Consider the following 21,676-nt stretch of genomic DNA (forward strand, 5'->3'; position numbering starts at 1 on the left):
GTCTATCCGCAGTCGCGCGGGATACTGGTCCTCGTCCCGGCATGGTCTCCAGGCAGTGCCTAGAATGGAAGCATGACAGCCCAGAATGCAGACAGCACCGAGAAGACCCAGGCCCTTGACGATCGCGTCAACAACCGTTCCCACCGCCCCAATTCGCAGGCTTTCCGCGATTTCGTCGCCGAGGGGTGGGACCGAACACCGCTTGACGCCGAGGCTCTCGCCGCAGCCGGATTCACACCCGCCCGACGTGCGAAGGTCTCCGCAGCCTTTCCCGGCGAGCGACTGGTCATCCCAGCTGGTGGTCACAAGGTCCGTTCCAACGACACCGACTACCGGTTCCGTGCCCATTCGGCATTCATCCATCTGACCGGTCTTGAAGCCGACTCCGAGCCGGATGCCGTCCTCGTCTTCGAACCCGAGGACGACACCCACAGCGTCACCCTGTACTTCCGTCCCCGCGCAGGTTCGGACACCGTCGAGTTCTTCTCCGATTCCCGGTACGGCGAGTACTGGGTCGGACCCCGCGCCGATCTCGAGGCGATGTCGACGATGACGGGCATCGCCACCGAGAGCTCAGCGACGGTCGACGATGCGATCACGAAAGACCTCGGTGCGATCTCCGTGAGACTCGTCCGCCAGGCCGATGTCCGCATCGACTCCGTCATCGACGTCGCCCGCACTCAGGTGCAGGCCGATCTCGAGACCTCGGAGGCCGGCGATGCCGAATTGGCCCAGCTGCTGTCCGAGCTGCGACTTATCAAGGACGAGCACGAGGTCGAGGCCCTGCGTGAAGCCGTCTCCATCACCCGCTCGGGCTTCGACAACGTCATCGCCGCTCTGCCCACCGCTCTCGCTCATCGTCGCGGCGAACGCGTCATCGAGACGGCCTTCGAAACGGCTGCCCGATCCGATGGCAACGGCATCGGCTATGACACGATCGCTGCCGCCGGCAACCATGCCTGCACCCTGCACTGGATCCGCAATGACGGTGCGGTCCGGGACGGGGATCTTGTCCTCGTCGATGCCGGTGCAGAGGCCGATTCCCTCTACACAGCAGACATCACCCGCACGCTCCCTGTCTCCGGAACCTTCACCGAGGTCCAGGCCAAGATCTACGACGCCGTGCTCGACGCCTCGGACGCGGCCTTCGCCGTCGCCGCTGACCACGTCAACCGCGAGGTGAAGTTCCGCGAGATCCACGAAGCGGCTATGGAGGTCATCGCCGCCCGTCTCGAGGACTTCGGCATCTTGCCGGTCTCTGCGGCACAGTCGCTGTCGCCGGAGGGCCAGCATCACCGCCGTTGGATGGTCCACGGAACCAGCCACCACCTCGGACTCGACGTCCACGACTGTGCCCAGGCTCGCGCCGAGATGTATCTCGATGCAGCGTTGGAACCAGGCATGGTCTTCACGATCGAACCGGGCCTGTACTTCAAAACCGACGACCTGCTCCTGCCCGAGGAATTCCGAGGCAACGGTGTGCGCATCGAGGACGACGTCCTCGTCACTGCCGACGGCGTCGAAAACCTCTCTGCAGAATTCCCGCGCACTCGCGCAGAGGTCGAAGCCTGGGTTCAGGGACGATGACCATAGGCCCGATCCGGGGCCGGGGAATTCTGGAGATCCCGGGAATCGCTGTGGGCCACGCCGGTCGCTTCGCCCCGGATGGGCTGACCGGGGTGACTGCCGTCCTGCCTCCACCGGGCGCCCGGGTGGGCGTGGACGTCCGCGGCGGCGGCCCGGCCACCCATGAGACCGACGTCATCGCTCCCGGCACTCATTCCTACGGTGCCGATGCGATCGTGATCACCGGTGGCTCCGCCCTGGGACTGCAGTCGGTGAGCGGTGTCGTTCGCACCCTCGCCGAGGCGGGACGTGGATTCCCTGCCCCTGGCCTGACGGGCACCGTCGTTCCACTCGTCCCTGCTGCCGCGATCTTCGACCTCGGACGAGGTGATGGGCCCGTGCGTCCGCCCACGGACTCCGACGGGGCGGCCGCAGCTCGTGCAGCCCTTCGATCCACCCACGATGGGGCAGAGGCCACCGCAGTCAGGGGCAGCCTCGGCGCGGGTCTTGGTGCTCGTTCGGGAATGCAGAGCATGCGCAGCTCTTTGGGATCCGCCTCGATCCGTCTTCCCGGCGGATACCTCGTTGCAGCGCTTGTCGTGGCTAACCCGTTCGGTACGATCGCAACGCCCGATGGCACGCTGTGGGCGCACCCTCTCCTGGATTCCTATGGGTTCGATCTGCCGAGCATCGGGCATCTGCCCGCGCCTCCCACATCCACGGTGGAGGCCACCTCGGCGAAGAATACGACCATCGCCATCGTGGCCACGAACGCGGCGTTGGATCCTGCCCAGGTCACGCGTATGGCCGCTGGTGCCCAGGCCGGAATCGCCCGCGCGATCCGGCCCTCGCACACGCTCTTCGACGGCGACACGGTCTTCGGCATCGCCACCGGTGAAGTGGGACTTCCTGATGACTTCGCGGCCTCGACACGTGACCAGGTGACGATCACGGCAGCTGCCGCGGATGCCCTGAGCCTGGCGGTCATCGATGCTCACGTCGCCGCTGCACCTGTGGACGACTCGTGGGGCCAACCGCCGACACTCAGCGATGTCGCCCCCGAATTCGCGGGGGCCTTCGCCGCACTGCCCTGAGCAGATCACAGCTGCGGCTCGGACAGCCGAATGCAGGCAGAAACCGGGGCGGGCGCCGACATGAATGATGCCGGCGCCCGCCCCAACCTGTGCAGATCTGCTTCAGAAGGCTCGCCGAAATTCAGCAGTCTCGTTCAGGGGAACCGATCAGTTCGAGTCCGCCTGGCGAGCCTCGTCAGAGTCGAGTCCCTTACGGTCGTCTTCGTCGACCTTCTTCTCCTGCTGAGTGCTGAAGCCGTCCTTCGCCAGCTGCCTCTTCGAGGTCTGCGCCGCAGCGGCTTCGTCCTCGACAACGGTGAATCGGATGGTCTCCGTGTACTCACGACCGTAGCGGTCCGTGCCGGTCACTTCGGCCTTGTGGGTGCCGAGATCGAGATCAGTCGGCAGCTCGGCTCGCCACAGGTGCGAGCTTGACTGTCCGACGCTGCCCGATGTCCGCAGGTTCTGCGAGGCCGTGTAGGGATCGGTGTACTCCCAGCCCTTCGCCAGCGACTCGCCCTTACCCGGCTGGGTGTGCTCGGCGACGGTATTCGCCTTGCCATCGAAGCTGACCTCGACCCGAGCATCTGATGTGCCAGCGAGGAAGCTCGATGTCAGCCAGGAGTCGCCCTGCTTGAGGTCCTCGCGGGTCACGACACGCTCGGAGATCGCCTCCGGCTCTTCACCTGCCTTGTCGGCGTCCTGCCAGTCCTGTGCCTTCTGTGCCCAATCGCGCCATTCTGGTGAGTTCACGCCCAGCAGCAGCTGGTGGTCATCGGACTCGTTGCGGACGGTGTAGCGTTCGCTGCGGTCGGAGCCGTCGAACTCAAGGGTTTGGACTCCCGGTTCCGATGCATCACCGGTGAAGGAGTAGGGCAGTCCGTCTGCGTTGAGTCCGCCCGAGTACCAGTCACCGGAGACGGCACCGGCGACGATCTGGGTGTTGGGGAGGGTGTCGATGCCCTCGTCAGCCCATTCCTTGCGCTGTTCGCCGGCCACGAGGTTCTCCTGCGTGTGCGTGTGCCCGCCGACGGTCACCGCATTCGGGTAATCGGAGATGACGTCATAGAATTCTTTGGCATCCTCGGCCACAACTTGTTTGTGTGTCACGATCGGCACGTGGGTCGCGATGACGACGTGGGCGTTGTTCGGCACATTCTTGAGATCGTTTTCGAGCCATTCGAGCTGCTCTGCTCCGATCTTCTCCTTGTACTTCTTCGTCGACTGGTTGCCCGAGTATTCGATGCTGTCGAGGACGACGAAGTGCGTCTTGCCGACGTCGTAGGAGAAGTGGCCGGGTCCGAACTGGTCACGGAAGGTGTCAAGTGCGTGGGCGTCGTCCGGGGAGTCGTAGTCCTGGTCGTGATTGCCGGGAGCAGCACGAACCGGGCCGTTCATCTCAGAGTAGATGTCGCGGAGCTCGTCGTTGAGGCTGAGGTCATCGCCCACATTGTCTCCGAGCAGGAGGACGCCGCAGCCATTGTAGTCGTCACGATCGGCAAGGTCGCCGACGGCGCCGTCACGGGCGTAGCCCATTTCGGTCTTGTCATAGGCCTGGGTGTCGGAGGCGATTGCGCAGTCCTGTTTCGCCGAGGCGGTCGCCGATGACTCGATCATCGGGAAGTTCACGGCCTTCGGGGTGTCGCCTGTCGGTTTGATTCCACCGAACTTGAGCTGTGGCGAACCCTTCGGCAGGTGGTTGTAGCTGAACTGCGCGAAGTTGTCCGAGTCGACCGGGACCTGCCAGCCGGACGGCTGGGTGATCGAGACCGTCATGTTGTCACGAACGGGCAGCTCGTAGGAACCCTTGCCGTCGGTCTGCACAACGTCGACGCCGTTGGTCACCGCGACGTCGGCGATGCCCGTTTCGTCTCCGTCGAGCTTTGAATTCTCGTTGACGTCATCGAAGACCTGACCCTTCAAAGTCTCAGGGTCATCGGCCTGGCCGCGGTCCACCTGCACGTGGCCTTCGTAGAGTTCGGCGGGGGAATCGGCGGCCGCTGCGGAGCTTGCGCCCACCAGCGGCGCCATCAGGGCGAGTGCTGCGCAGGCGCTGACTCCTGTCACCGCACGCGGACGAATTCGTCTTTCAGACATAGAGGTCTCCTTGTATTCGGTAGTGGGAAGTTCTGCCGAGAAAGGACCCTAGGGAGGCTGAGAGACTCCTGTGTGACCTCGGCACGGCCCGTTAATGAACAACAAGTGATGTCGGAATGGCGGAGCTCGACGATCCCGATCCGTGCCGCCTCTCTCACACCAGGTCCATGACCCCGTAGGCTTGAGATCATGAGTGGTCCACCGAAAAGAGTCTTCGTCGCGCGCCTCATCGCCGTCCCCGTCTTCGACCCTCTCGGGGACCAGGTCGGGCGCGTGAGAGACGCCGTCATCGTCTACCGCGCCACCATGCGGCAGTTCCCTCGGGTCATCGGCCTCGTCGTCGAAGTTCCCGGTCGCAGACGCGTCTTCGTGCCGATGGGCAGGGTGACCTCAATCGACTCCGGTCAGGTCATCACCACCGGATTGGTGAACATGCGCCGCTTCGAACAGCGCCGCTCGGAGACGCTGGTGATCAACGACCTCCTCGACCGTCGTCTGCGCTTGCGCGAGGACGACTCCCCCATCCAAATCGAAGACGTCGGCATCGAACAGCAGGTCAACAAGGACTGGGAGGTGACTCGCCTCTTTGTGCGACGAGTCCAGGAACGCAGTGCCTTCTCGGCATTCCGACGGCGTGGTGAGACGATGCAGATCTCCTGGACCGACACCGAGCATCCGGCCGACTCCGACGTCGACCAGGAGGCCACACAGCTCATTGCGGCCTACCAGGATACGAAGCCCGCCGACCTCGCCGATGTCCTGTTCGAGATGAAGCCCGAGCGTCGACTCCAAGTCGCCCGTGCCCTCGACGACGTGCGCTTGGCTGATGTCATCGAGGAGCTGCCCGATGAGACACAGGTCGAGCTCCTCTCCGCCCTCGACACCGAACGTGCGGTGACCGTCCTCGAGGAGATGGAACCCGATGACGCGGCTGATCTCCTCGGCGAGCTCAGCGATGAGCAGGCCGAACGGTTCCTCGCGCTGATGGAGCCCGATGACGCCGAGGATGTGCGCACCCTGCTGTCCTACGACGATGACACCGCCGGTGGGCTGATGACCACGGAACCGGTCATCCTGACGCCGGAGACCACCGTCGCCGAGGCGCTGGCCCATGTCCGACGCGAGGACCTTCCCGCTGCACTGGCGGCAGCGGTCTTCGTCTGCCGGCAGCCCATCGAGACTCCGACGGGCAAGTATCTGGGCATCGTCCACATTCAGGAGATGCTGCGACATCCTCCGCACGAGGCGGTCGGCATCATGCTCGACACGGAGGTCGAGGCGCTGCCTCCGGATTCGCCGTTGGGCGAAGTCACCAAACTGCTGGCGGCGTACAATCTGGTGTCGGTGCCGATCACCGACGAGAACGACCACCTCATCGGTGTTGTCACCGTCGATGACGTCCTCGACGAGCTGCTGCCCGATGACTGGCGGGTCACCGGTCGTGATGATCTCAGGAGGGGATAGCAGTGGCTGCTGACGATTTCGACGTTCCCCGTTCAAGCAAACGCAGACTCCCCAACATCGCGATGTCACCGGAGACCTTCGGCCGTGGTGCCGAGGGCTTCGCCCGGTTCATGGGCACTCCCGCGTTCCTCGTCGGTATGACCGTGTTCTGCGCCGTCTGGCTGATTTGGAACACTCTCCTGCCCGAGTCCTGGCAGTTCGATCCGCGGTCCTTGAACTTCACACTCCTGACGCTGATCCTGTCGCTGCAGGCCTCGTATGCCGCACCGCTGATCCTGTTGGCAGAGAACCGCAGCACAGACCGTGACCGTGTCGAGTTCGAACATGACAGGCAGCGCGCCGAACGCAACCTCGCCGACACCGAGTACCTGGCACGTGAGGTCGCGGCTCTGCGCATCGCCATGCGTGAGGTGGCCACGCGCGACTTCATCCGTTCCGAGCTCAAGGACCTGCTCAAGGAACTCGAAGAGGACGCAAAGGCACCTGAGGACAATCCGATCCGAAGTGACCGCCCCGACGACGAACAGGTAGGCTGAAGGCCCCGAGAACACTGATCGGGAAGAGAAAGGACGTGAACACATGAGTGGGCCATCCGAGGACAGCGTTCGGGAAGCTCTGACAGGCGTCATCGACCCGGAGATCCGCCGCAGCATCGTGGAACTCGACATGGTCGAGTCCATCAGCATCGACGGCGGCAAGGTCACCGTCACCGTTCTTCTCACGATCTCCGGCTGTCCCCTCAAGGACACGATCACCAAGGACACCACGGCGGCGGTGTCCAAGGTCGAGGGCGTCACCGAGGTGGCGGTCGTCCTCGGCACTATGACTCCCGAGCAGCGCACCGCGATGCGCGAGAAGCTCCAGGGCGCCGGCACGAGCCGCGAGGTCCCGTTCAACAAGCCCGACTCCCTGACGAAGGTCTATGCCATCGCCTCAGGCAAGGGCGGCGTAGGCAAGTCGTCGATCACCGCGAACCTCGCTGTGTCCCTGGCCCAGAGCGGACTTCGGGTGGGCGTCGTCGATGCCGACATCTACGGCTTCTCGATCCCGGCCATGCTCGGACTCTCCGGCAAGCCGACCCGGGTCGATGACATGATCATTCCGCAGGTCGCACACGATGTGAAGGTCATGAGCATCGGCATGTTCGTGCCGGCCAACCAGGCCGTCGTATGGCGCGGACCGATGCTCCACCGCGCCCTCCAGCAGTTCCTCACCGATGTCTTCTGGGGCGACCTCGACGTGCTCCTTCTCGACTTGCCTCCGGGCACCGGCGACATTGCGATCTCTGTGGCTCAGCTGCTCCCGGGATCCGAGCTCCTCGTCGTCACCACCCCTCAGCAGGCTGCCGCACAGGTCGCCGAACGTGCAGGTTCGATCGCGACTCAGACCGACCAGCGGCTGGCCGGTGTGATTGAGAACATGTCCTGGATGGAGATGCCCGATGGCACTCGACTGGATGTCTTCGGCTCCGGAGGCGGGGCCCAAGTGGCCGCGAATCTGTCCGAGACGATCGGTTCACAGGTCGAACTGCTGGCTCAGGTGCCGCTGGATACTCAGGTCCGCGAAGGTTCGGACTCCGGAACCCCAGTTGTTCTGGGACAGCCGGACGCCCCTGCCGCGCGGGAATTCGCGTCTCTGGCCTCGACGCTGGCTCATCGCTCACGCGGTCTGTCTGGACGATCTCTGGGCCTCAGCCCCGTCTGATCCGTCTGCTTGTCCCGACCCAGGTCGTCCTGAATCAGGTTGTCCTGATTGAAGTCGTTCTGACTCAGGTCGCTTCGGTATCGAAGGGGGCGTTGACTGAGCGGTCACGCAGGACGGTCTGAGCCTGGAAGCGCTCGATCGGCGACAGGGTCTTCGGGCGGGACTCGGCAGCGGAATCTGCGACGTCCGTGGAGCCTTCGGAATCGATCGCCTGAGCGGGTTTGTCGCTGTCGCCCGTCGACTGCTCCCGAAGCTTCGACTCCCGGATGGCTGAATCCTCTTCGACGAGAGCCTCGCGTACGATCCGACGTGGATCGTACTGGCGTGGATCCAGTTTCTGCCAATCGACGTCGTTGAAGTCATCCCCGAAGTCGCGACGCACGCTGTCCTTCGCGCCCTCAGCCATGCGACGCATCTGGCGCACCAGGTCGCGCAGCTTCTGCGCGTATTCGGGCAGGCGTTTGGGCCCGATGACGACAAGAGCGACTACCACCAGGATCAACATCTCGGTGCCGTTGATACCCAACATGAGAACAAGTCTACCGTGCAGGGCAGTAGGCTCGACTCACGGTCAGCACAGGATCGGTCACATGCCACAGGAGGGAACTGCGCGAATGGACGAGGTGGTCGTGGAACGAGTTCTGCGCATCGTCGAACTTGTGCCGGTGGGAAACGTCGTCAATTACGGGACCATCGGACTGGTCGCCTCCTGCTCACCGCGCTACGTCGGGCGGGTGATGAAGGAATTCGGCTCGAATGTCACCTGGTGGAGGGTCGTCAACGCTGCTGGAGTGCTGCCTGAGGCTCTGCTTCCCACGGCTCGCGAACACTGGGAAGAGGAGGGCACCCCGCACACGCATGAGAAGGTCAGCAGAACAGCCTTCGTCGACGTCGAAGATCTCGAGGAGCTGTGGCGGACCCACGGAATCGATCCCGGAAGCGGTTAGACTGGGAGCCAAATATCAGCCGAAAGGGAGGGTCGATTGTCACGCGAGAACGCAGGTGATCTCACCTTCTCCGAACAGTACAACGGGCCCGATCCGCTCCTGGACGCCGCGCGGGCGCTCTCACACGAGAACGGCCTGGCCCCGGTGTCCCAGACGACGGCGTCGACGCTGACTCTTCTGGCCCGGCTGCTCACACCTGTCGCCGCGGTCGAAGTCGGTACCGGCGCCGGCACCTCGACATTGGCGCTGCTGCGGGGAATGCCCAATGCAGGGATCCTGACCTCAATCGACACGAACTCCACAGCTCAGAGTGCCGCCCGCGATCTCATCGACATGGCAGGCATCCGGCACAGCCGTCTGCGCCTGATGAGCGGGCGTGCCGAAGACGTCCTCCAACGCCTGGCACCGAGCGCCTATGACATGGTCTTCATCGACTCGGAACCAACCAACCTCGAACGCATGATCGAACCTGCGCTGCGTCTGCTCGACGCGCACGGGCTCCTCGTCATCCATCAGACGCTGCTCAAGGGCGGCGTGGCCGACCCCGTCGACCGTTCGCCGCGGACCCAGGCGGCGCGGGGGCTGCTCAACCGGCTGGCCGAACAGGAACGCCTCGAACGCGTCCTGCTGCCCATCGGCCAGGGCCTGCTGATGGTGCAGAAGACCCGGCGGTGAATGCGGAAACAGCAGAGACTCTGCGAAGTCTCTGCTGTTCGTTTCGCTGAGCTGATTGCTCAGCTGGGAAAATGTGCTGTGCTGCTCACTGGCCCAAGGTCTCGGCCAGGGTGTCGTGGAGATCTGTGGCTTCGTCTCTGCTGAGTTCGATCACCAGACGGCCTCCGCCCTCGACTGGGAGCCGCATCACCATGCCTCGACCTTCTTTGGTCACTTCCAGAGGTCCGTCGCCGGTGCGGGGTTTCTGGGCTGCCATGTGGGCTCTTCCTTCCGTTGATTATGCAAAGACGGTTCACGCTCGATGGACCGAATGTTGTACACACGATTATTCCACGATCCGGTCAAGGACGGGTAACCCGATCGAATTATGACATCCGAGCCTGTCCGTCAGGGCGGCAGATCCGCCGGTGGAGTGAAGTGCCACAGGAAGGCGACCCACACGATCTGAAGCAGGACGAACGCGCACACCACCGCCGCCCGGTACCCCCGAGAGCGGACCAGCGACAGGGTCAGCGCCATCGGGAACAGCGGCAGCAGCAGTCGCAGGGTCGAGGTCTGCGGAGTGAAGAAGATGAGCAGGTAGACACCATAGGCCAGACAGAAGTACTGCAGGGTCCGGCCCATCCTGGCCCCCGCTGGGGAGAAGATCAGGGCCAACATTCCCGCGATGACGACGAAGAGGAGCACCGGGCCCAGCGGACCGATGAGACTGTTAGCCTGAGCCAACCACTGCACAAGGTAGGTCGACTCCCCCGTGTGCCATGCCGCCTCGGTATCCGTGTACGCCGTCAACGATCCCGTCGTCAACCACGCGTGGGCGGGGTGGACCAGGGCCGCGACGCACGAGAGCACACCCAGGGACCAGGATCGGACCACCTCGGCGATGGGATACGCATCCTGCTTGCGGTGAGCGAAACGGTCGATGAGGTGCAGCAGCATGAAGAAGGAGAAGGCGACGCCGATGGGGCGAGACAGATCCATCAGAAACACGACGGGTATCGCGCTCAGGTAGCGGCGTTCGACGACGAGGAAGAGCGCGGTGGCCTGCAGGAGGAGCGTCACAGACTCCGCATACCCGGTGGAGAAGATGGCGGCCGGGGGAAAGAACATGACAAGGGCCAGACCCGTCAGGGCCTGTCCCGGGTCCGTGTATCTGCGAAACAGCGCAAGGATGACGATGGCGGCAAGTCCGGCTGCGATCGTCGAGACGATCGGTGAGATCACCTCGTAGCTCAGCCCGGTCACGCTCGAAAGGTTGCCGACCACAGCCGGATGCAGCGGGTAGAACGCCCATTGGTTCTCCGTCACCGCTCCCGACTCATCAGTGGGCAGGATGCTCGGGTAGCCCTCCTTCGCGACTCGGCCGTACCAGCCGCCGTCCCAGAAGTTGAGGAAGTCGTTGAGGGTGGTGGTGACAGGGCTTGAGGACCAGTTCGCCGGGTCCTGGCGCTTGAGGACAGCGGCGAAGATCGAGATGCTCACGACTCGTGAGACGAAGTAGACGGCGATGGCCTGAACCCACACGGGCAGGGTGAGGAACAGGTTGCCGAATCGTGACAGGCGGGAGGAGCTGAAGACTTCAGGGGCGAGGGTGATTCCGGGGAGGTCGTGGGCTCTGCTCATTGCTGCCCGCGTGCGGCTTCCAACTCGTGGATGCGGGTGCGCAGCACTCTCATCGCTTCGTCGACGTCCTCCATGCGGTAGCCCCGCAGGGCGGGCCGGAATGAGAGTCCGTCGAGGTCCTCGGGTGTGAAGTCGTGAGGCAGAGGCTCCCACGCTGCTTCGGTCTCCTCAGCGGATTCGGCGGAGAAGACGTTGAATGTTGCCGCCAGCACGATCACGAGCACGAAGATCGCTGCGGCCACTCCGATCACAATCCACAATGGCATACGGTCATTTTCTCACAGTGGGCTCGCCTGCTCAGCGCAGGCCGCGCACGGTGTGTTCGGGTACCGCATCTCCGATGATCGCCAGGGTCACAGCAAGGGCGTCTGCAGTGGCGCGGACGTCGTGGGTGCGGATCATCGCGGCACCCTTGGCTGCGGCCAGTGCGGTGGCCGCGATTGTTCCGTGCAGTCGCTGCGACGGTTCCACGTCGCCGATGGCCTCACCGACGAAGTCCTTGCGGGAGATTGCCAGCAGCACTCGGAACCGGGTCTCGGTGAACCTCTGAAGTTCACGAAGCAGCCGCAGTGACTGATAGGTGTTCTTCCCGAAGTCAGGTGTCGGATCGATGATGATCTTCTCGGCCGTGACACCGGCGTCCAGGGCCGCCTCGGCCAGCCCGATCACTCCGGCCAGAGTCCGGTCGACGACTTCGCCGGCGGTCAGGCCGTATCGGTTGCGGTGGGCATCGGTGCGCGGAGACAGACCGCCCGTATGCGAGCAGACGATGCCCACGTCGTTCTTCGCTGCGACGGATGCCAGCTCGGGATCGACACCTGCCCAAGTGTCGTTGAGCAGTCCGGCTCCGGCCGCGCAGGCCGCCTCGGCGACCTCGTGACGCCAGGTGTCGACGCTGATGAGCATGGTGGGGTGACTGTGCGCGACGGCCTCGATGACGGGGCAGACACGATCGATCTCCTCGGCGACGGAGATCTCCCGGCCCCGGCCGGCCCGCACCCCTCCGATGTCGACGATGTGCGCACCTTCCTGCGCAGCTGCGGCAACCGCGTCAATGGCCTCTTCGGCGGTGGACGCGGATTCGTAGAACGAGTCCGTGGTCCTGTTGATCACGGCCATGATGGCAGGGCTGCCCGGCCGTGCCTGTGACAGGTCGAAGCCGCCGAGGTGGGGGCTTGGCTGCTCTGCGTCCCTCACTGTCCGTCTCCGTCTCCGGCGTCGGCGATGGCAGTGCCGATGATGTCGACGACTTCATCGATGTCATCAGTGAGGGTGAACAGGTTCATGTCCCGGTCGCTGATGGTGCCTTCGACCAAAAGCGTCGTGGTCATCCAGTCGATGAGTCCCCGCCAGTAGGCGGTGCCGAAGAGCACGATCGGAAACGAGGTGACCTTTCCGGTCTGGACCATGGTGAAGGCTTCGAAGAGTTCGTCGAGGGTGCCGAAGCCACCGGGCATGACAACGAAGCCGCGCGAGTATTTGAGGAACATCGTCTTGCGGACGAAGAAGTAGCGGAAGTTCACGCCGAGTTCGACGTGGTCGTTGAGTCCGGATTCGAAGGGCAGCTCGATGCCGAGGCCGATCGAGACTCCCCCCGCCTCCCGGGCACCCAGGTTCCCGGCTTCCATGATGCCTGGTCCGCCGCCGGTGATGATCGCGTTGCCACGGGCGGCGATTCGCCGGGCGATCTCACGGGCATCCTGATAGGCCTGCGTGTCCGCGCTCAGTCGGGCCGAGCCGAAGATCGACACGGCCGGTCCGATCTCTGCCAGGGAGCCGAAGCCCTCGACGAACTCGGATTGGATCCGCAGCACTCGCCAGGGGTCCTCGTGGACCCAGTCGGAGGTGTCGCGGGATTCGAGCAGGCTCTGGTCCGCTGTGGTCGTGGGCACCTGAGAGCCGCGCAGACGCAGGGACCCTTTGCTGTAGAACGCCGCGTCAATGGGTGCGGACTCATCGGTCGGGGATTCGGCAACGGCCGGATCGTTGGTGGCTGGTTCGTTGGCAGCTGGTTCATTGGCTGTCGGCTCGTTGGCGGTTGGCTCGCCGGCAGCCGGATCGTGCTCGCCCATTGGGTCTCAGCGCCCTTCGAGGTAGTCGCGCAGCGTCCGGGCGGCATCTTCGACCTCTGTGACGGCGACATGCTCATCGGACTTGTGGGCGTACAGGGGGTTGCCTGGCCCGAAGTTCACTGCAGGCACTCCCAGTGCGCTGAACCTCGAGACATCGGTCCATCCCAGCTTCGGTGCGGGCGAGAGCCCAAGTGTGTCGATGAAGTCCTGAGCGATCTCGCGATCGAGACCGGGCCTGGCGCCTTCTGCCGCATCCGTGACGACGACGTCGAAGCCGGTGAAGAACTCGCGCAGGAAGCCCTCTGCCTCGGCCGCGGACCTGCTTGGGGCGAAACGGTAGTTCACTGCGACTGTGCAGGCATCGGGCACGACGTTGCCCGCGACTCCCCCGGAGATCGAGACAGCGGACAGGGATTCACGGTAGTCGAGTCCGTCGACGTTCACGGTCCCGGTTTCGTGCTCGGCCAGGCGTCCCAGTACTTCTGCGGCGGCATGGATTGCGTTGACCCCCATGAAGGCACGTGCGGAATGGGCACGGACCCCGGTCGTGGACACGTTGACCCTGATGGTGCCGTTGCAGCCACCCTCGACGGAAGCGTTCGAGGGTTCTCCGAGGATCGCGAAATCACCGCCCAGCCAGTCGGGGTGGTTGCGTGAGACTCGTCCGAGTCCGTTGAGGGAGGCGTCGACCTCTTCGTGGTCGTAGAAGACCCAGCTGACGTCACGGTTCGGTTCGCGCAGGGCCGCGGCAGTGACCAGCGCCATCGCGACACCTGCCTTCATATCGCAGGCACCTCTGCCCCAGATGACTTCGTCGTCGGTGTAGTCGGCACCGTCCAGGTGCGTTCGCCGAGGAGGAAGGTTGTTCTCCACCGGCACCGTGTCCAGGTGACCGGCCACGACGATGCGTTCGGTATGCCCCAGCTGGGTGCGAGCGACGATGGTGTCTCCGTCGCGTAGGATCTCCAGGTCCGGTCCGGGCCCTGCACCGATGCGGTTGAGCACCTCGGCGACGGCATCGGTGATCGTTGTCTCATTGGCGGAGACCGATTCGATGGCACATAGGCGCCCCGTGAGATCGGCGGGGTTGTTGAGTGCTTCGAACAGGTAATCGGCCAGGTCACCAGTGGGGGTGAAAACGGATTCGGTCTCAGCAGATGGATCGACAGTCATACCGCTTAGCCTAGTACTGCCGCTACCGACTAGTCTTGGTGGCATGACAGAACGCATAGTTTCCGCGCGTGGCCTGGCCACCCTGCACAACGACTCAGTCCTCACCGCCTGGTACCCCACCCTGAGCACGGGAGAAACTCCGGACGCCGCCGAGGAGACCGCCGTCTCCCGTGCGAACACCGACGGGCTCGATGCCCTCGTCGGCACCGATGAGGCCCGAGGCACTCGAACCGAGGTCGTGACCACGACGATCGATCTCGACGCCGGTCCCGCCTCAGCCGCCGATGCCTACCTGCGCCTGCATGCGCTGTCTCACCGTGTGGTCGCTCCCAATGACGTCAACCTCGACGGGATCTTCGGTCACCTCGCGAACATCGTGTGGACCTCCGCCGGCGCCTGCTCTCCGGAGGACTTCGAAACCACCCGCGCTAAGCTGCTGGCCAACGGTCCTGTCGCCGTCTTCGGTCTGGACAAGTTCCCGCGTATGACCGACTTCGTCATTCCCTCCGGTGTCCGCATCGCCGATGCCGATCGTGTCCGTCTCGGCGCACATCTGGCCTCGGGCACGACCGTCATGCACGAGGGCTTCGTGAACTTCAATGCCGGCACGCTGGGCTCGGCGATGGTCGAGGGACGCATCTCCCAGGGCGTCGTCGTCGGCGACGGTTCCGACATCGGCGGCGGTGCCTCCATCATGGGCACCCTGTCGGGCGGCGGCACGCACCGCATCTCGATCGGCAACGGCAGCCTGCTGGGTGCAAACTCCGGTGTGGGCATCTCCATCGGAGACGACTGCATCGTCGAAGCCGGGCTCTACATCACCGCCGGTACACGCGTCACCGTTCCAGGTGACGACGAGACGGTCGTGAAGGCCTCCGAACTCAGCGGTCAGAACAACATCCTCTTCCGCCGCAACTCCGTCACCGGCGCCGTCGAGGCGATTTCACGCTCGTCCAAGGGCATTGAGCTCAACCCCGACCTTCACTGAGCTTCAGGCTCCTGGCCTCTTTGCTGAGCAGGCCGTGAACTGACACCCACGAGGGCGCGTCCACGAAAGTGGGCGCGCCCTCGTGGTGTCTCAACCTCGTGGTGTCTCAACCTCGGACAGCAGGCGTGAGCGTGCCTGCCCGGGCAGACATGACAATACGCCCTACACTCGGCTGCTGAACACCGTCTTGCAACGGGTTGAAGCAGTGCTGAGTGTAGGACGCATTTGACCAGCGGTGCCTAGTGCCACCAGCGGTGCCGGTTACGGCGCAAGGGGTCAGTTACGGCCCAGGCAGCCGGCTGAGAGTGACGGTGCGATCAGCGCTCGTTCATGTCTTTGTAGTCACGCGAGTAGGCACCTGTGTAGATCTGGCGCGGACGGCCGATCTTGGTCTCCGGGTCGTTGATCATCTCGCGCCACTGGGCGATCCAACCCGGAAGACGACCGACGGCGAAGAGCACCGTGAACATATTCGTCGGGAACCCGAGAGCCTTGTAGATCAGACCGGTGTAGAAGTCCACGTTCGGATAGAGCTTGCGCTCGACGAAGTAGTCATCGGCCAGTGCAATCTCTTCGAGCTTCTGTGCCACCTCGAGCAGCGGGTCGCCACCGGAACGGGCCAGGACCTCGTCGGCGGTCTTCTTGATGATCTTCGCCCGCGGGTCGTAGTTCTTGTACACGCGGTGACCGAAGCCCATGAGACGAACGCCGTCTTCCTTGTTCTTCACTCGCTCCATGAACTTCTCGGGACCATCGTCGGAGGCCGAGATCTCCTCGAGCATCGTCAGGACTGCGGAGTTCGCACCGCCGTGCAGCGGACCGGCCAGAGCGTTGACACCGGCGGAGATCGACTGGAACAGGTTCGCCTGCGATGAGCCGACGAGGCGCACCGTCGAGGTCGAGCAGTTCTGCTCGTGGTCGGCGTGGAGGATGAAGAGCTGGTCCATGGCTTTGACGGCCAGTGGGTCCGGCTCGTACTCCTCTGCGGGAACGCCGAAGTTCACGCGCAGGAAGTTCTCGACGAGGCTCAGGGAGTTGTCTGGGTGGATGACCGGCAGACCCATGTTCTTGCGATGGGCAAGCGCAGCGATCGTCGGCATCTTGGCGAGCAGTCGGAATGTGGAGGTGTCGACCTGACCTTCGTCAAAGACATCGAGGTCATCTTGGTAGAAAGTCGACAAAGCCGCGACCGCAGCTGCCACCATGGGCATCGGATGCGCATCGTAGGGGAAGGCCCGGAAGAAGCGACGCAGGTCTTCGTGGACGATGGTGTGACCGCGAAGCCGACCATCGAATGCGTCGTACTGCTCCTGAGTCGGGAGTTCTCCGTGAATGAGGAGGTAGCTGACTTCGACGAAGTTGGAATGCTCGGCAAGCTGCTCGATGGGATAGCCGCGATACTGCAGAACGCCCGCGTCACCGTCGATGTAGGTGATGGCCGAGGAGCTTGATGCCGTATTGGCGAACCCTGGGTCGTAGGTGACCGCGCCGGTGTCTTTCAGCAGAGAGCCGATGCGATATCCGTTGTTGCCGGCCGAAGATGCCACCTCGGGCAGTGTCAGTTCTGTGTCCCCGACCCGCAGACTCGCATCCGATGGCATATGTTCTCCTCAGCTTGGACCCACCTCAAGAACTTCCTGAGGTGTCTTGCACAATTCCCTCAAAGACTACCGATAACTGTCAGAATCAAAAAATCACAGCCACCTGCTGATACTGGCCAGTAACCTACTTGAACTGGCCGCACAGAGGGTTCTCGGGCTCAAATTCGGGTACTGAAGTGACCAGTCTTCTGGCCGCCGGACGGCTCAGCCAGCCGCTCTGTGCAACCGCTGAGCGGCGGCGCGAATACGCTCATCGCTTGCAGTCAGGGCGATGCGCACATGATCGGTGGCGGCCTCACCATAGAATTCGCCAGGACCGGCGATGATGCCGATTTCTGCCAGTTTCGACAGCGAGTCCCAACAGTTGACATCGGCGCTCGACCACAGATAGAGACCCGCACTGGAGTGATCGATGCGGAATCCGTAGGCTTCGAGTCCGCTGCGCAGCAGCTCCCGACGAGTCCGATAGCGTTCCTTCTGCTCGATGACGTGAGCAGTGTCTCGCAGTCCGGCGATCATCGCGGCCTGGACGGGGAAAGGCACGATCATGCCTGCGTGTTTGCGCGACTTGGTGAGATCACCGATGAGCTGACTGTCTCCGGCCACGAAGGCCGCACGGTACCCGGCCAGGTTCGACTGCTTCGACATCGAATACACGCTGAGGACACCGCTGTGATCGTCACCGGCGGCATTGAGAATGCTCGGAGCGGGAGACTCGGATTCCCAATTCAGGAGTCCGTAGCATTCGTCTGAGGCAAGGACGACTCCGGCGCTGCGGGCACGGCGGACGACCTCGGCGAGGGTATCGGTGTCGAGCACCTCCCCGGTGGGATTGCCCGGGGTGTTGATCCAGAGCAGACCGATCCCGTCGAGGGAGGCTCCGGCGGCAATGTCTGCCGCGTCGAGACGGCGGCAGTCGACGCCGGCGATCGTGGCACCCATCTCGTAGGTCGGGTAGGCCGCCGAAGGACAGGCCACGTCCAAGCCGGCCCGGCGCAGCCCCAGCAGGGTGGGCAGCCACGCGACCATTTCCTTCGAACCGATCGTGGGCAGCACCTCGGCGGCGGGATCGACCGAGACCCCATGCCAGTTCTGATACCACCAGGCGATGGCTTCGCGCAGCTCATCCGTACCCGCCGTCGTCGGGTAGCCGTGGGCATCACCGGCATCGGACAACGCGGACTGGATCACCTGTGGTGTGGGATCGACCGGTGTGCCGATGGACAGATCACAGGCGCCGTCGGGATTCTCTGCGGCCCGATTGCGAAATTCAGTGAGCCGGTCCCAGGGGTAGTCGGGCAGGTTGAGGCCGAAGCGAGAAGACATGGCTCAGTCGTGCTGCTGCAGGGGCAGGGCAGAGATGATCGGGTGGTCCAGGCCGGTGTTGCCCAGCTTTGCGGCACCACCTGGCGAACCGAGTTCGTCGAAGAACTCGACGTTGGCTTTGTAGTACTCAGACCACTCTTCGGGAGTGTCGTCTTCGTAGAAGATCGCCTCCACCGGGCAGACCGGCTCGCAGGCACCGCAATCGACGCATTCGTCGGGGTGGATGTAGAGGCTGCGCTCACCTTCATAGATGCAGTCGACCGGACATTCGTCGACGCAGGCCTTGTCTTTCAGATCGACACAAGGCTGGGCAATGATGTACGTCACGAGTACGACTCCTATTAAGACTCAACGAGATTGCACGTATACAGCCTAAGACTACGCCTTCAGACTGTGCAGGGTCCCATCGGGTCGACGTGATCCTGCTTTCACATTCGTGTCCTCCGTCACGCCTGCAGCGACTGCGGCGGCCCCTGGATTAGGCTGGAGGCTCCAGTACTTAAAGGCGTTTCGGCGGAAGGCGACAAGTGGACGATCTGCAGCCCGGCAAAAGAGTGGTCGTGCGGTATTCGCTCGAGCCCGGTGACACGCACTCGACCTCGGATGCCCTCGGCGTCGTCAACAGCGCAGATGAGACATCGGTGGAGATCGGGACCAAACGCGGGCCGATCCGCATACTCCGGGAGCAGATCATGCTCGTCCACGAAGTTCCGCCGGCACCGACGAAATCGGGTCGCACCCATGAGATCGTCTCTGCCGTCGACCTGCGCAGGATCTCTGCCGCGGCGTGGCTGCCTCAGGACATCTCCTGGCTGCACATGGAGAATCTGCGCAATGAGAGCGCCGAGATCGATGCCGACATCGGATTGCTGCAGAAGGGTTGGCTGCTGCGCAGCTCCGAATCGGTGACCAGGCGGGCCAACAGCTGCCTTCCCGTCACTGACACCGGAATGGACTGGGAGCAGAGCCTCGATGCCGTCGAGGCCTGGTACTCAGCACGCCAGAAGCCAAGCTGCATCCAGATCTATTCGAGCGAGGATTCCAAATCGCTCGCCCCGGCGTGCGAAGGTCTGGCACCACTTCTCTCGGCCCGGGGCTATTCTCCCTCTGAGCCGGTGTTTCTGCTGGCCGGTTCCACCGCCGAGGCGGCAGCTGGGGCCGCGCACCCCGGTGACGCGGCCGCACCTGGGCTCTCGATCGACGTCAGCGAGGAACCCAGCCCCCTGCACTATGCGGCGTGGGCCAGTGAGCGCGACCCGGGATCGGATGAGGCCTTCCGTGGGCTCATCGAAGCCTCCGATCCCTGTCAGTTCATCACGGCCTATGCCGACCATCCGGATGGCAGCCGGTCCATGGTGGCCGGTGCCCGAATCGTTGAGCGAAGCAAATGGGGTGTGCTGACGAACCTCGTCACCCATCCGGATCTGCGTCGGCGCGGGGCAGGCCGTTCTGTGGTCCGCGCCGCTGCCGCACTGTTGTCGCAACGAGGAGTACGCTCTTACCTCATTGACGTGGAGGCCAGCAATGAGGCCTCGTTGAACCTCTTCACATCACTCGGTGCCACAGTCCGACACCGGTCATGGTACGCCAGCCGCGGCTGACGCAGATCAGTCCTTGCACTCAACCTTGTTCACCGGCCGGTAGACGGTGACGAATGAGTCCTTCGAGGTCTTGCCCGACTCGATGTCCTTCATCGTCCGCGTGATCTTGATCGACCAGCCCTGCTTCGGAGTCTGCGGCGTGCACTCGGGACCCGAATCGGTCACGGAGCCGGGCGAACTGTGGTTGTAACGGTCCGAGGAGTCCGAGCCGACCTTGAGCTTCTTGTCGCCGAATACCTTCGCGTAGACCTCACCGCCGGACAGATACATGTCGAGAACGATCGGCTGCTTCGATGTGTTCGTGAACTTCATGTCGATGGTCGACCAGTCCAGCGTGGCTTCCCGACCTTCCGGATAGCGGGAGATATAACGCGAATGAGCCTGGTGTTCGTCGAGTTCGAAGCCGGCGAAGAAGGCCGCGTTGAACAGCGTCGTCGACACCTGGGATACTCCCCCGCCGAAGTCTTCCTTCATCTGGCCATCCGAGATGACTCCAGCAGCCTTGTACCCGTTGGCAGCGGTGCGCTGCCCGATGGTTTCGTTGAGGGAGAACTGCTCCCCCGGCTGAACGACTGTGCCGGAGACCTTCTTCGCCGCGACTTTGAGGTTGGTGTCGCGGTTGGGCTCCGAGGAATAGCCGGTTGAGAATTCTGACATCACATCGGAGACGTCGGCCTTCTTCGCGTCCTGCGTGGTGAAGTCCGGCTTCACCGAGGAGAACGTGACCGTGGGCTTGTCGGTCTCGCCCGTGATGGCGTCGGTGACGGCCGTGGTCAGTTCGTCCTTTTTGATGCCGATTCCCGTTTCGGACTCCACTACTTCAGGCTTGCCGTCCTTGATCGTGAAGCTGGCGTCCTTTGCCGGCTTGCCGACGTCCCTGTTGGACGACAGGACACGCTTCTGCAGGTCCTCTTCGTCGAAGACGGGGGCCAGCTTCGAGTCTTTCGGCTCAAAGGTCAGGGTCTTCGCAATCGTTGTGGGGCTGATCGTGAGATCGCCGGCATCGACATCCGAGTCGGCGTCCTTCGCAGGTTCCGCGCGTATGGTCAGATCCTTGCTCACTGCGTCTTCGGCGAAGCCGTCGGCGACGTCCTTCGCCTCGGCGGTGGTGATGTCTGGTTCGACCTTGCTCGCTGCGACCGGCAGTGCATCCTCCGTGCGCAGCCACGAATCCTCGATGGCTGTACGCACCTGTCCGGCATCGACGGTCTGACCGTTGGTGCCGTCTTTGATCTCCGGCTTGGCCTTGACGTAGCTGACCTCGGCGTCGACTGGTTCAACCTCGAGGGATTTCGTCACTTTGCCGGTGGCTTCTTCGAAGGACTCGTTGTCGATGCTGATGACAGGTTCGATTTCGTCATCGCCGAAGAGCCGGTCCCAGATGATGGCCGGGTCCAGTGTGAATCCGGTGGCCCGGCTGATGGTCTCCGGGATGTCGAAGCTGACTCCGGCCTTCTCCGGGTCGAGTTCGGCGGTGGGCTTTCCCGCCTTGAGCTCGATGTTCGCCCCGGCTGTCTCACCCAGCTCCTCTCGCAGAGTCGCTTCGGCCGAGGTGGTGGACTGGCCTCCGATATCGATGCCTGCGACCGTCGTCCCAGGCGACAGGACTCGTCCGGTGAGGAACCCGACCACCAGATAGATGGCCGCGAGTACGAGGATGATGAAGAGCGCGATCAGCCACGGCTTGCGCTTCGGGGTCTCCGTCGTACCCTGCGGGCGACCGCCGGGGTTCGGTGAGGAGTGGGACAGGGTCTGAGTCGGCATAG

21 protein-coding genes are annotated in these 21,676 nt (G+C 63.5%); 9 read left to right on the forward strand and 12 right to left on the reverse strand.

Annotation, left to right across the window (positions count from 1 at the left end; genetic code table 11):
• The first annotated feature begins 72 nt into the window (after window positions 1–72).
• Together HX613_RS07540 and HX613_RS07545 are read left to right on the forward strand one after the other, a co-directional pair.
• A complete protein-coding gene (locus HX613_RS07540; RefSeq protein WP_235344775.1) occupies window positions 73–1,587 on the forward strand; it encodes an aminopeptidase P family protein in 1,515 nt (504 codons plus the stop codon).
• Window positions 1,584–2,660: a P1 family peptidase gene (locus HX613_RS07545; RefSeq protein ID WP_235344776.1), complete on the forward strand. Its 1,077-nt coding sequence runs from the start codon at window positions 1,584–1,586 to the stop codon at window positions 2,658–2,660. The genes HX613_RS07540 and HX613_RS07545 overlap by 4 nt, the downstream gene beginning before the upstream one ends.
• A gap of 147 nt (window positions 2,661–2,807) precedes the next feature.
• Here HX613_RS07545 and HX613_RS07550 read toward each other — a convergent pair whose 3' ends face one another.
• Window positions 2,808–4,736, reverse strand: a complete 1,929-nt coding sequence (locus HX613_RS07550) for a calcineurin-like phosphoesterase family protein (RefSeq protein ID WP_235344777.1) — start codon at window positions 4,734–4,736, stop codon at window positions 2,808–2,810.
• Window positions 4,737–4,925: 189 nt separating this feature from the next.
• Here HX613_RS07550 and HX613_RS07555 point away from each other — a divergent pair, with 189 nt between their 5' ends.
• From HX613_RS07555 to HX613_RS07565, 3 genes are read left to right on the forward strand one after another with little or no spacing between them, the layout of a single operon-like run.
• Window positions 4,926–6,200 carry a magnesium transporter MgtE N-terminal domain-containing protein gene (locus HX613_RS07555; RefSeq protein ID WP_198395470.1) on the forward strand — a complete coding sequence of 425 codons (1,275 nt, stop codon included), beginning with the start codon at window positions 4,926–4,928 and terminating at the stop codon, window positions 6,198–6,200.
• A gap of 2 nt (window positions 6,201–6,202) precedes the next feature.
• A complete protein-coding gene (locus tag HX613_RS07560; RefSeq protein WP_143921385.1) occupies window positions 6,203–6,736 on the forward strand; it encodes a DUF1003 domain-containing protein in 534 nt (177 codons plus the stop codon).
• Window positions 6,737–6,779: 43 nt separating this feature from the next.
• The gene (locus HX613_RS07565; protein WP_235344778.1) at window positions 6,780–7,904 is read left to right on the forward strand and encodes an Mrp/NBP35 family ATP-binding protein; all 1,125 of its coding nucleotides are present in this window, start codon (window positions 6,780–6,782) and stop codon (window positions 7,902–7,904) included.
• 64 nt (window positions 7,905–7,968) lie between these two features.
• On the opposite strand, the gene HX613_RS07570 is transcribed toward HX613_RS07565, so the two are convergent.
• Window positions 7,969–8,433, reverse strand: a complete 465-nt coding sequence (locus tag HX613_RS07570; RefSeq protein ID WP_235344779.1) for a twin-arginine translocase TatA/TatE family subunit — start codon at window positions 8,431–8,433, stop codon at window positions 7,969–7,971.
• 61 nt (window positions 8,434–8,494) lie between these two features.
• On the opposite strand from HX613_RS07570, the gene HX613_RS07575 reads away from it, so the two are divergent.
• The gene (locus tag HX613_RS07575; protein WP_235344780.1) at window positions 8,495–8,851 is read left to right on the forward strand and encodes an MGMT family protein; all 357 of its coding nucleotides are present in this window, start codon (window positions 8,495–8,497) and stop codon (window positions 8,849–8,851) included.
• A 36-nt stretch (window positions 8,852–8,887) separates the two neighbouring features.
• Complete coding sequence (locus tag HX613_RS07580; RefSeq protein ID WP_198395466.1) at window positions 8,888–9,526, forward strand: O-methyltransferase; 639 nt, start codon at window positions 8,888–8,890, stop codon at window positions 9,524–9,526.
• Between the two features lie 85 nt (window positions 9,527–9,611).
• Here the strand turns inward: HX613_RS07580 and HX613_RS07585 are convergent, their stop codons facing one another.
• The 6 genes from HX613_RS07585 to dapE all read right to left on the reverse strand — a co-directional run bounded on the left by HX613_RS07585 (window position 9,612) and on the right by dapE (window position 14,394).
• Window positions 9,612–9,782 (reverse strand): DUF3117 domain-containing protein, encoded by a 171-nt coding sequence (locus tag HX613_RS07585; RefSeq protein ID WP_009881711.1) that lies wholly within the window; start codon window positions 9,780–9,782, stop codon window positions 9,612–9,614.
• A 131-nt stretch (window positions 9,783–9,913) separates the two neighbouring features.
• On the reverse strand, window positions 9,914–11,149 hold the full coding sequence (locus tag HX613_RS07590) for a hypothetical protein (protein ID WP_235344781.1): 1,236 nt from the start codon (window positions 11,147–11,149) through the stop codon (window positions 9,914–9,916).
• Window positions 11,146–11,415 carry a DivIVA domain-containing protein gene (locus HX613_RS07595; protein ID WP_235344782.1) on the reverse strand — a complete coding sequence of 90 codons (270 nt, stop codon included), beginning with the start codon at window positions 11,413–11,415 and terminating at the stop codon, window positions 11,146–11,148. The genes HX613_RS07590 and HX613_RS07595 overlap by 4 nt, the downstream gene beginning before the upstream one ends.
• Window positions 11,416–11,446: 31 nt before the next feature.
• Window positions 11,447–12,346, reverse strand: coding sequence for a dihydropteroate synthase (gene folP, locus HX613_RS07600; RefSeq protein ID WP_235344783.1), 900 nt, complete (start codon window positions 12,344–12,346; stop codon window positions 11,447–11,449).
• On the reverse strand, window positions 12,343–13,221 hold the full coding sequence (locus HX613_RS07605; protein WP_235344784.1) for a TIGR00730 family Rossman fold protein: 879 nt from the start codon (window positions 13,219–13,221) through the stop codon (window positions 12,343–12,345). Before HX613_RS07605 ends, folP begins: the two co-directional genes overlap by 4 nt.
• A 6-nt stretch (window positions 13,222–13,227) precedes the next feature.
• A complete protein-coding gene (gene dapE / locus HX613_RS07610; protein ID WP_235344785.1) occupies window positions 13,228–14,394 on the reverse strand; it encodes a succinyl-diaminopimelate desuccinylase in 1,167 nt (388 codons plus the stop codon).
• A 43-nt stretch (window positions 14,395–14,437) separates the two neighbouring features.
• Between dapE and dapD the strand changes: the two genes are divergently transcribed.
• Window positions 14,438–15,382 carry a 2,3,4,5-tetrahydropyridine-2,6-dicarboxylate N-succinyltransferase gene (gene dapD, locus HX613_RS07615; RefSeq protein ID WP_204233808.1) on the forward strand — a complete coding sequence of 315 codons (945 nt, stop codon included), beginning with the start codon at window positions 14,438–14,440 and terminating at the stop codon, window positions 15,380–15,382.
• Between the two features lie 317 nt (window positions 15,383–15,699).
• On the opposite strand, the gene HX613_RS07620 is transcribed toward dapD, so the two are convergent.
• The 3 genes from HX613_RS07620 to fdxA form a co-directional block, all read right to left on the reverse strand.
• Window positions 15,700–16,983, reverse strand: coding sequence for a citrate synthase (locus tag HX613_RS07620; RefSeq protein ID WP_235344786.1), 1,284 nt, complete (start codon window positions 16,981–16,983; stop codon window positions 15,700–15,702).
• A 204-nt stretch (window positions 16,984–17,187) separates the two neighbouring features.
• A complete protein-coding gene (dapC, locus tag HX613_RS07625) occupies window positions 17,188–18,309 on the reverse strand; it encodes a succinyldiaminopimelate transaminase (protein ID WP_235344787.1) in 1,122 nt (373 codons plus the stop codon).
• A 3-nt stretch (window positions 18,310–18,312) separates the two neighbouring features.
• A complete protein-coding gene (fdxA, locus tag HX613_RS07630; RefSeq protein WP_143921374.1) occupies window positions 18,313–18,636 on the reverse strand; it encodes a ferredoxin in 324 nt (107 codons plus the stop codon).
• A 200-nt stretch (window positions 18,637–18,836) separates the two neighbouring features.
• Here fdxA and HX613_RS07635 point away from each other — a divergent pair, with 200 nt between their 5' ends.
• Window positions 18,837–19,910 carry a GNAT family N-acetyltransferase gene (locus HX613_RS07635; protein ID WP_235344788.1) on the forward strand — a complete coding sequence of 358 codons (1,074 nt, stop codon included), beginning with the start codon at window positions 18,837–18,839 and terminating at the stop codon, window positions 19,908–19,910.
• A 6-nt stretch (window positions 19,911–19,916) separates the two neighbouring features.
• Here HX613_RS07635 and HX613_RS07640 read toward each other — a convergent pair whose 3' ends face one another.
• Window positions 19,917–21,674, reverse strand: a complete 1,758-nt coding sequence (locus HX613_RS07640) for a VanW family protein (protein WP_235344789.1) — start codon at window positions 21,672–21,674, stop codon at window positions 19,917–19,919.
• Window positions 21,675–21,676: the final 2 nt, after the last annotated feature.

Source organism: Brevibacterium sp. UCMA 11754, assembly GCF_021532275.1.
GTDB lineage: Bacteria > Actinomycetota > Actinomycetes > Actinomycetales > Brevibacteriaceae > Brevibacterium.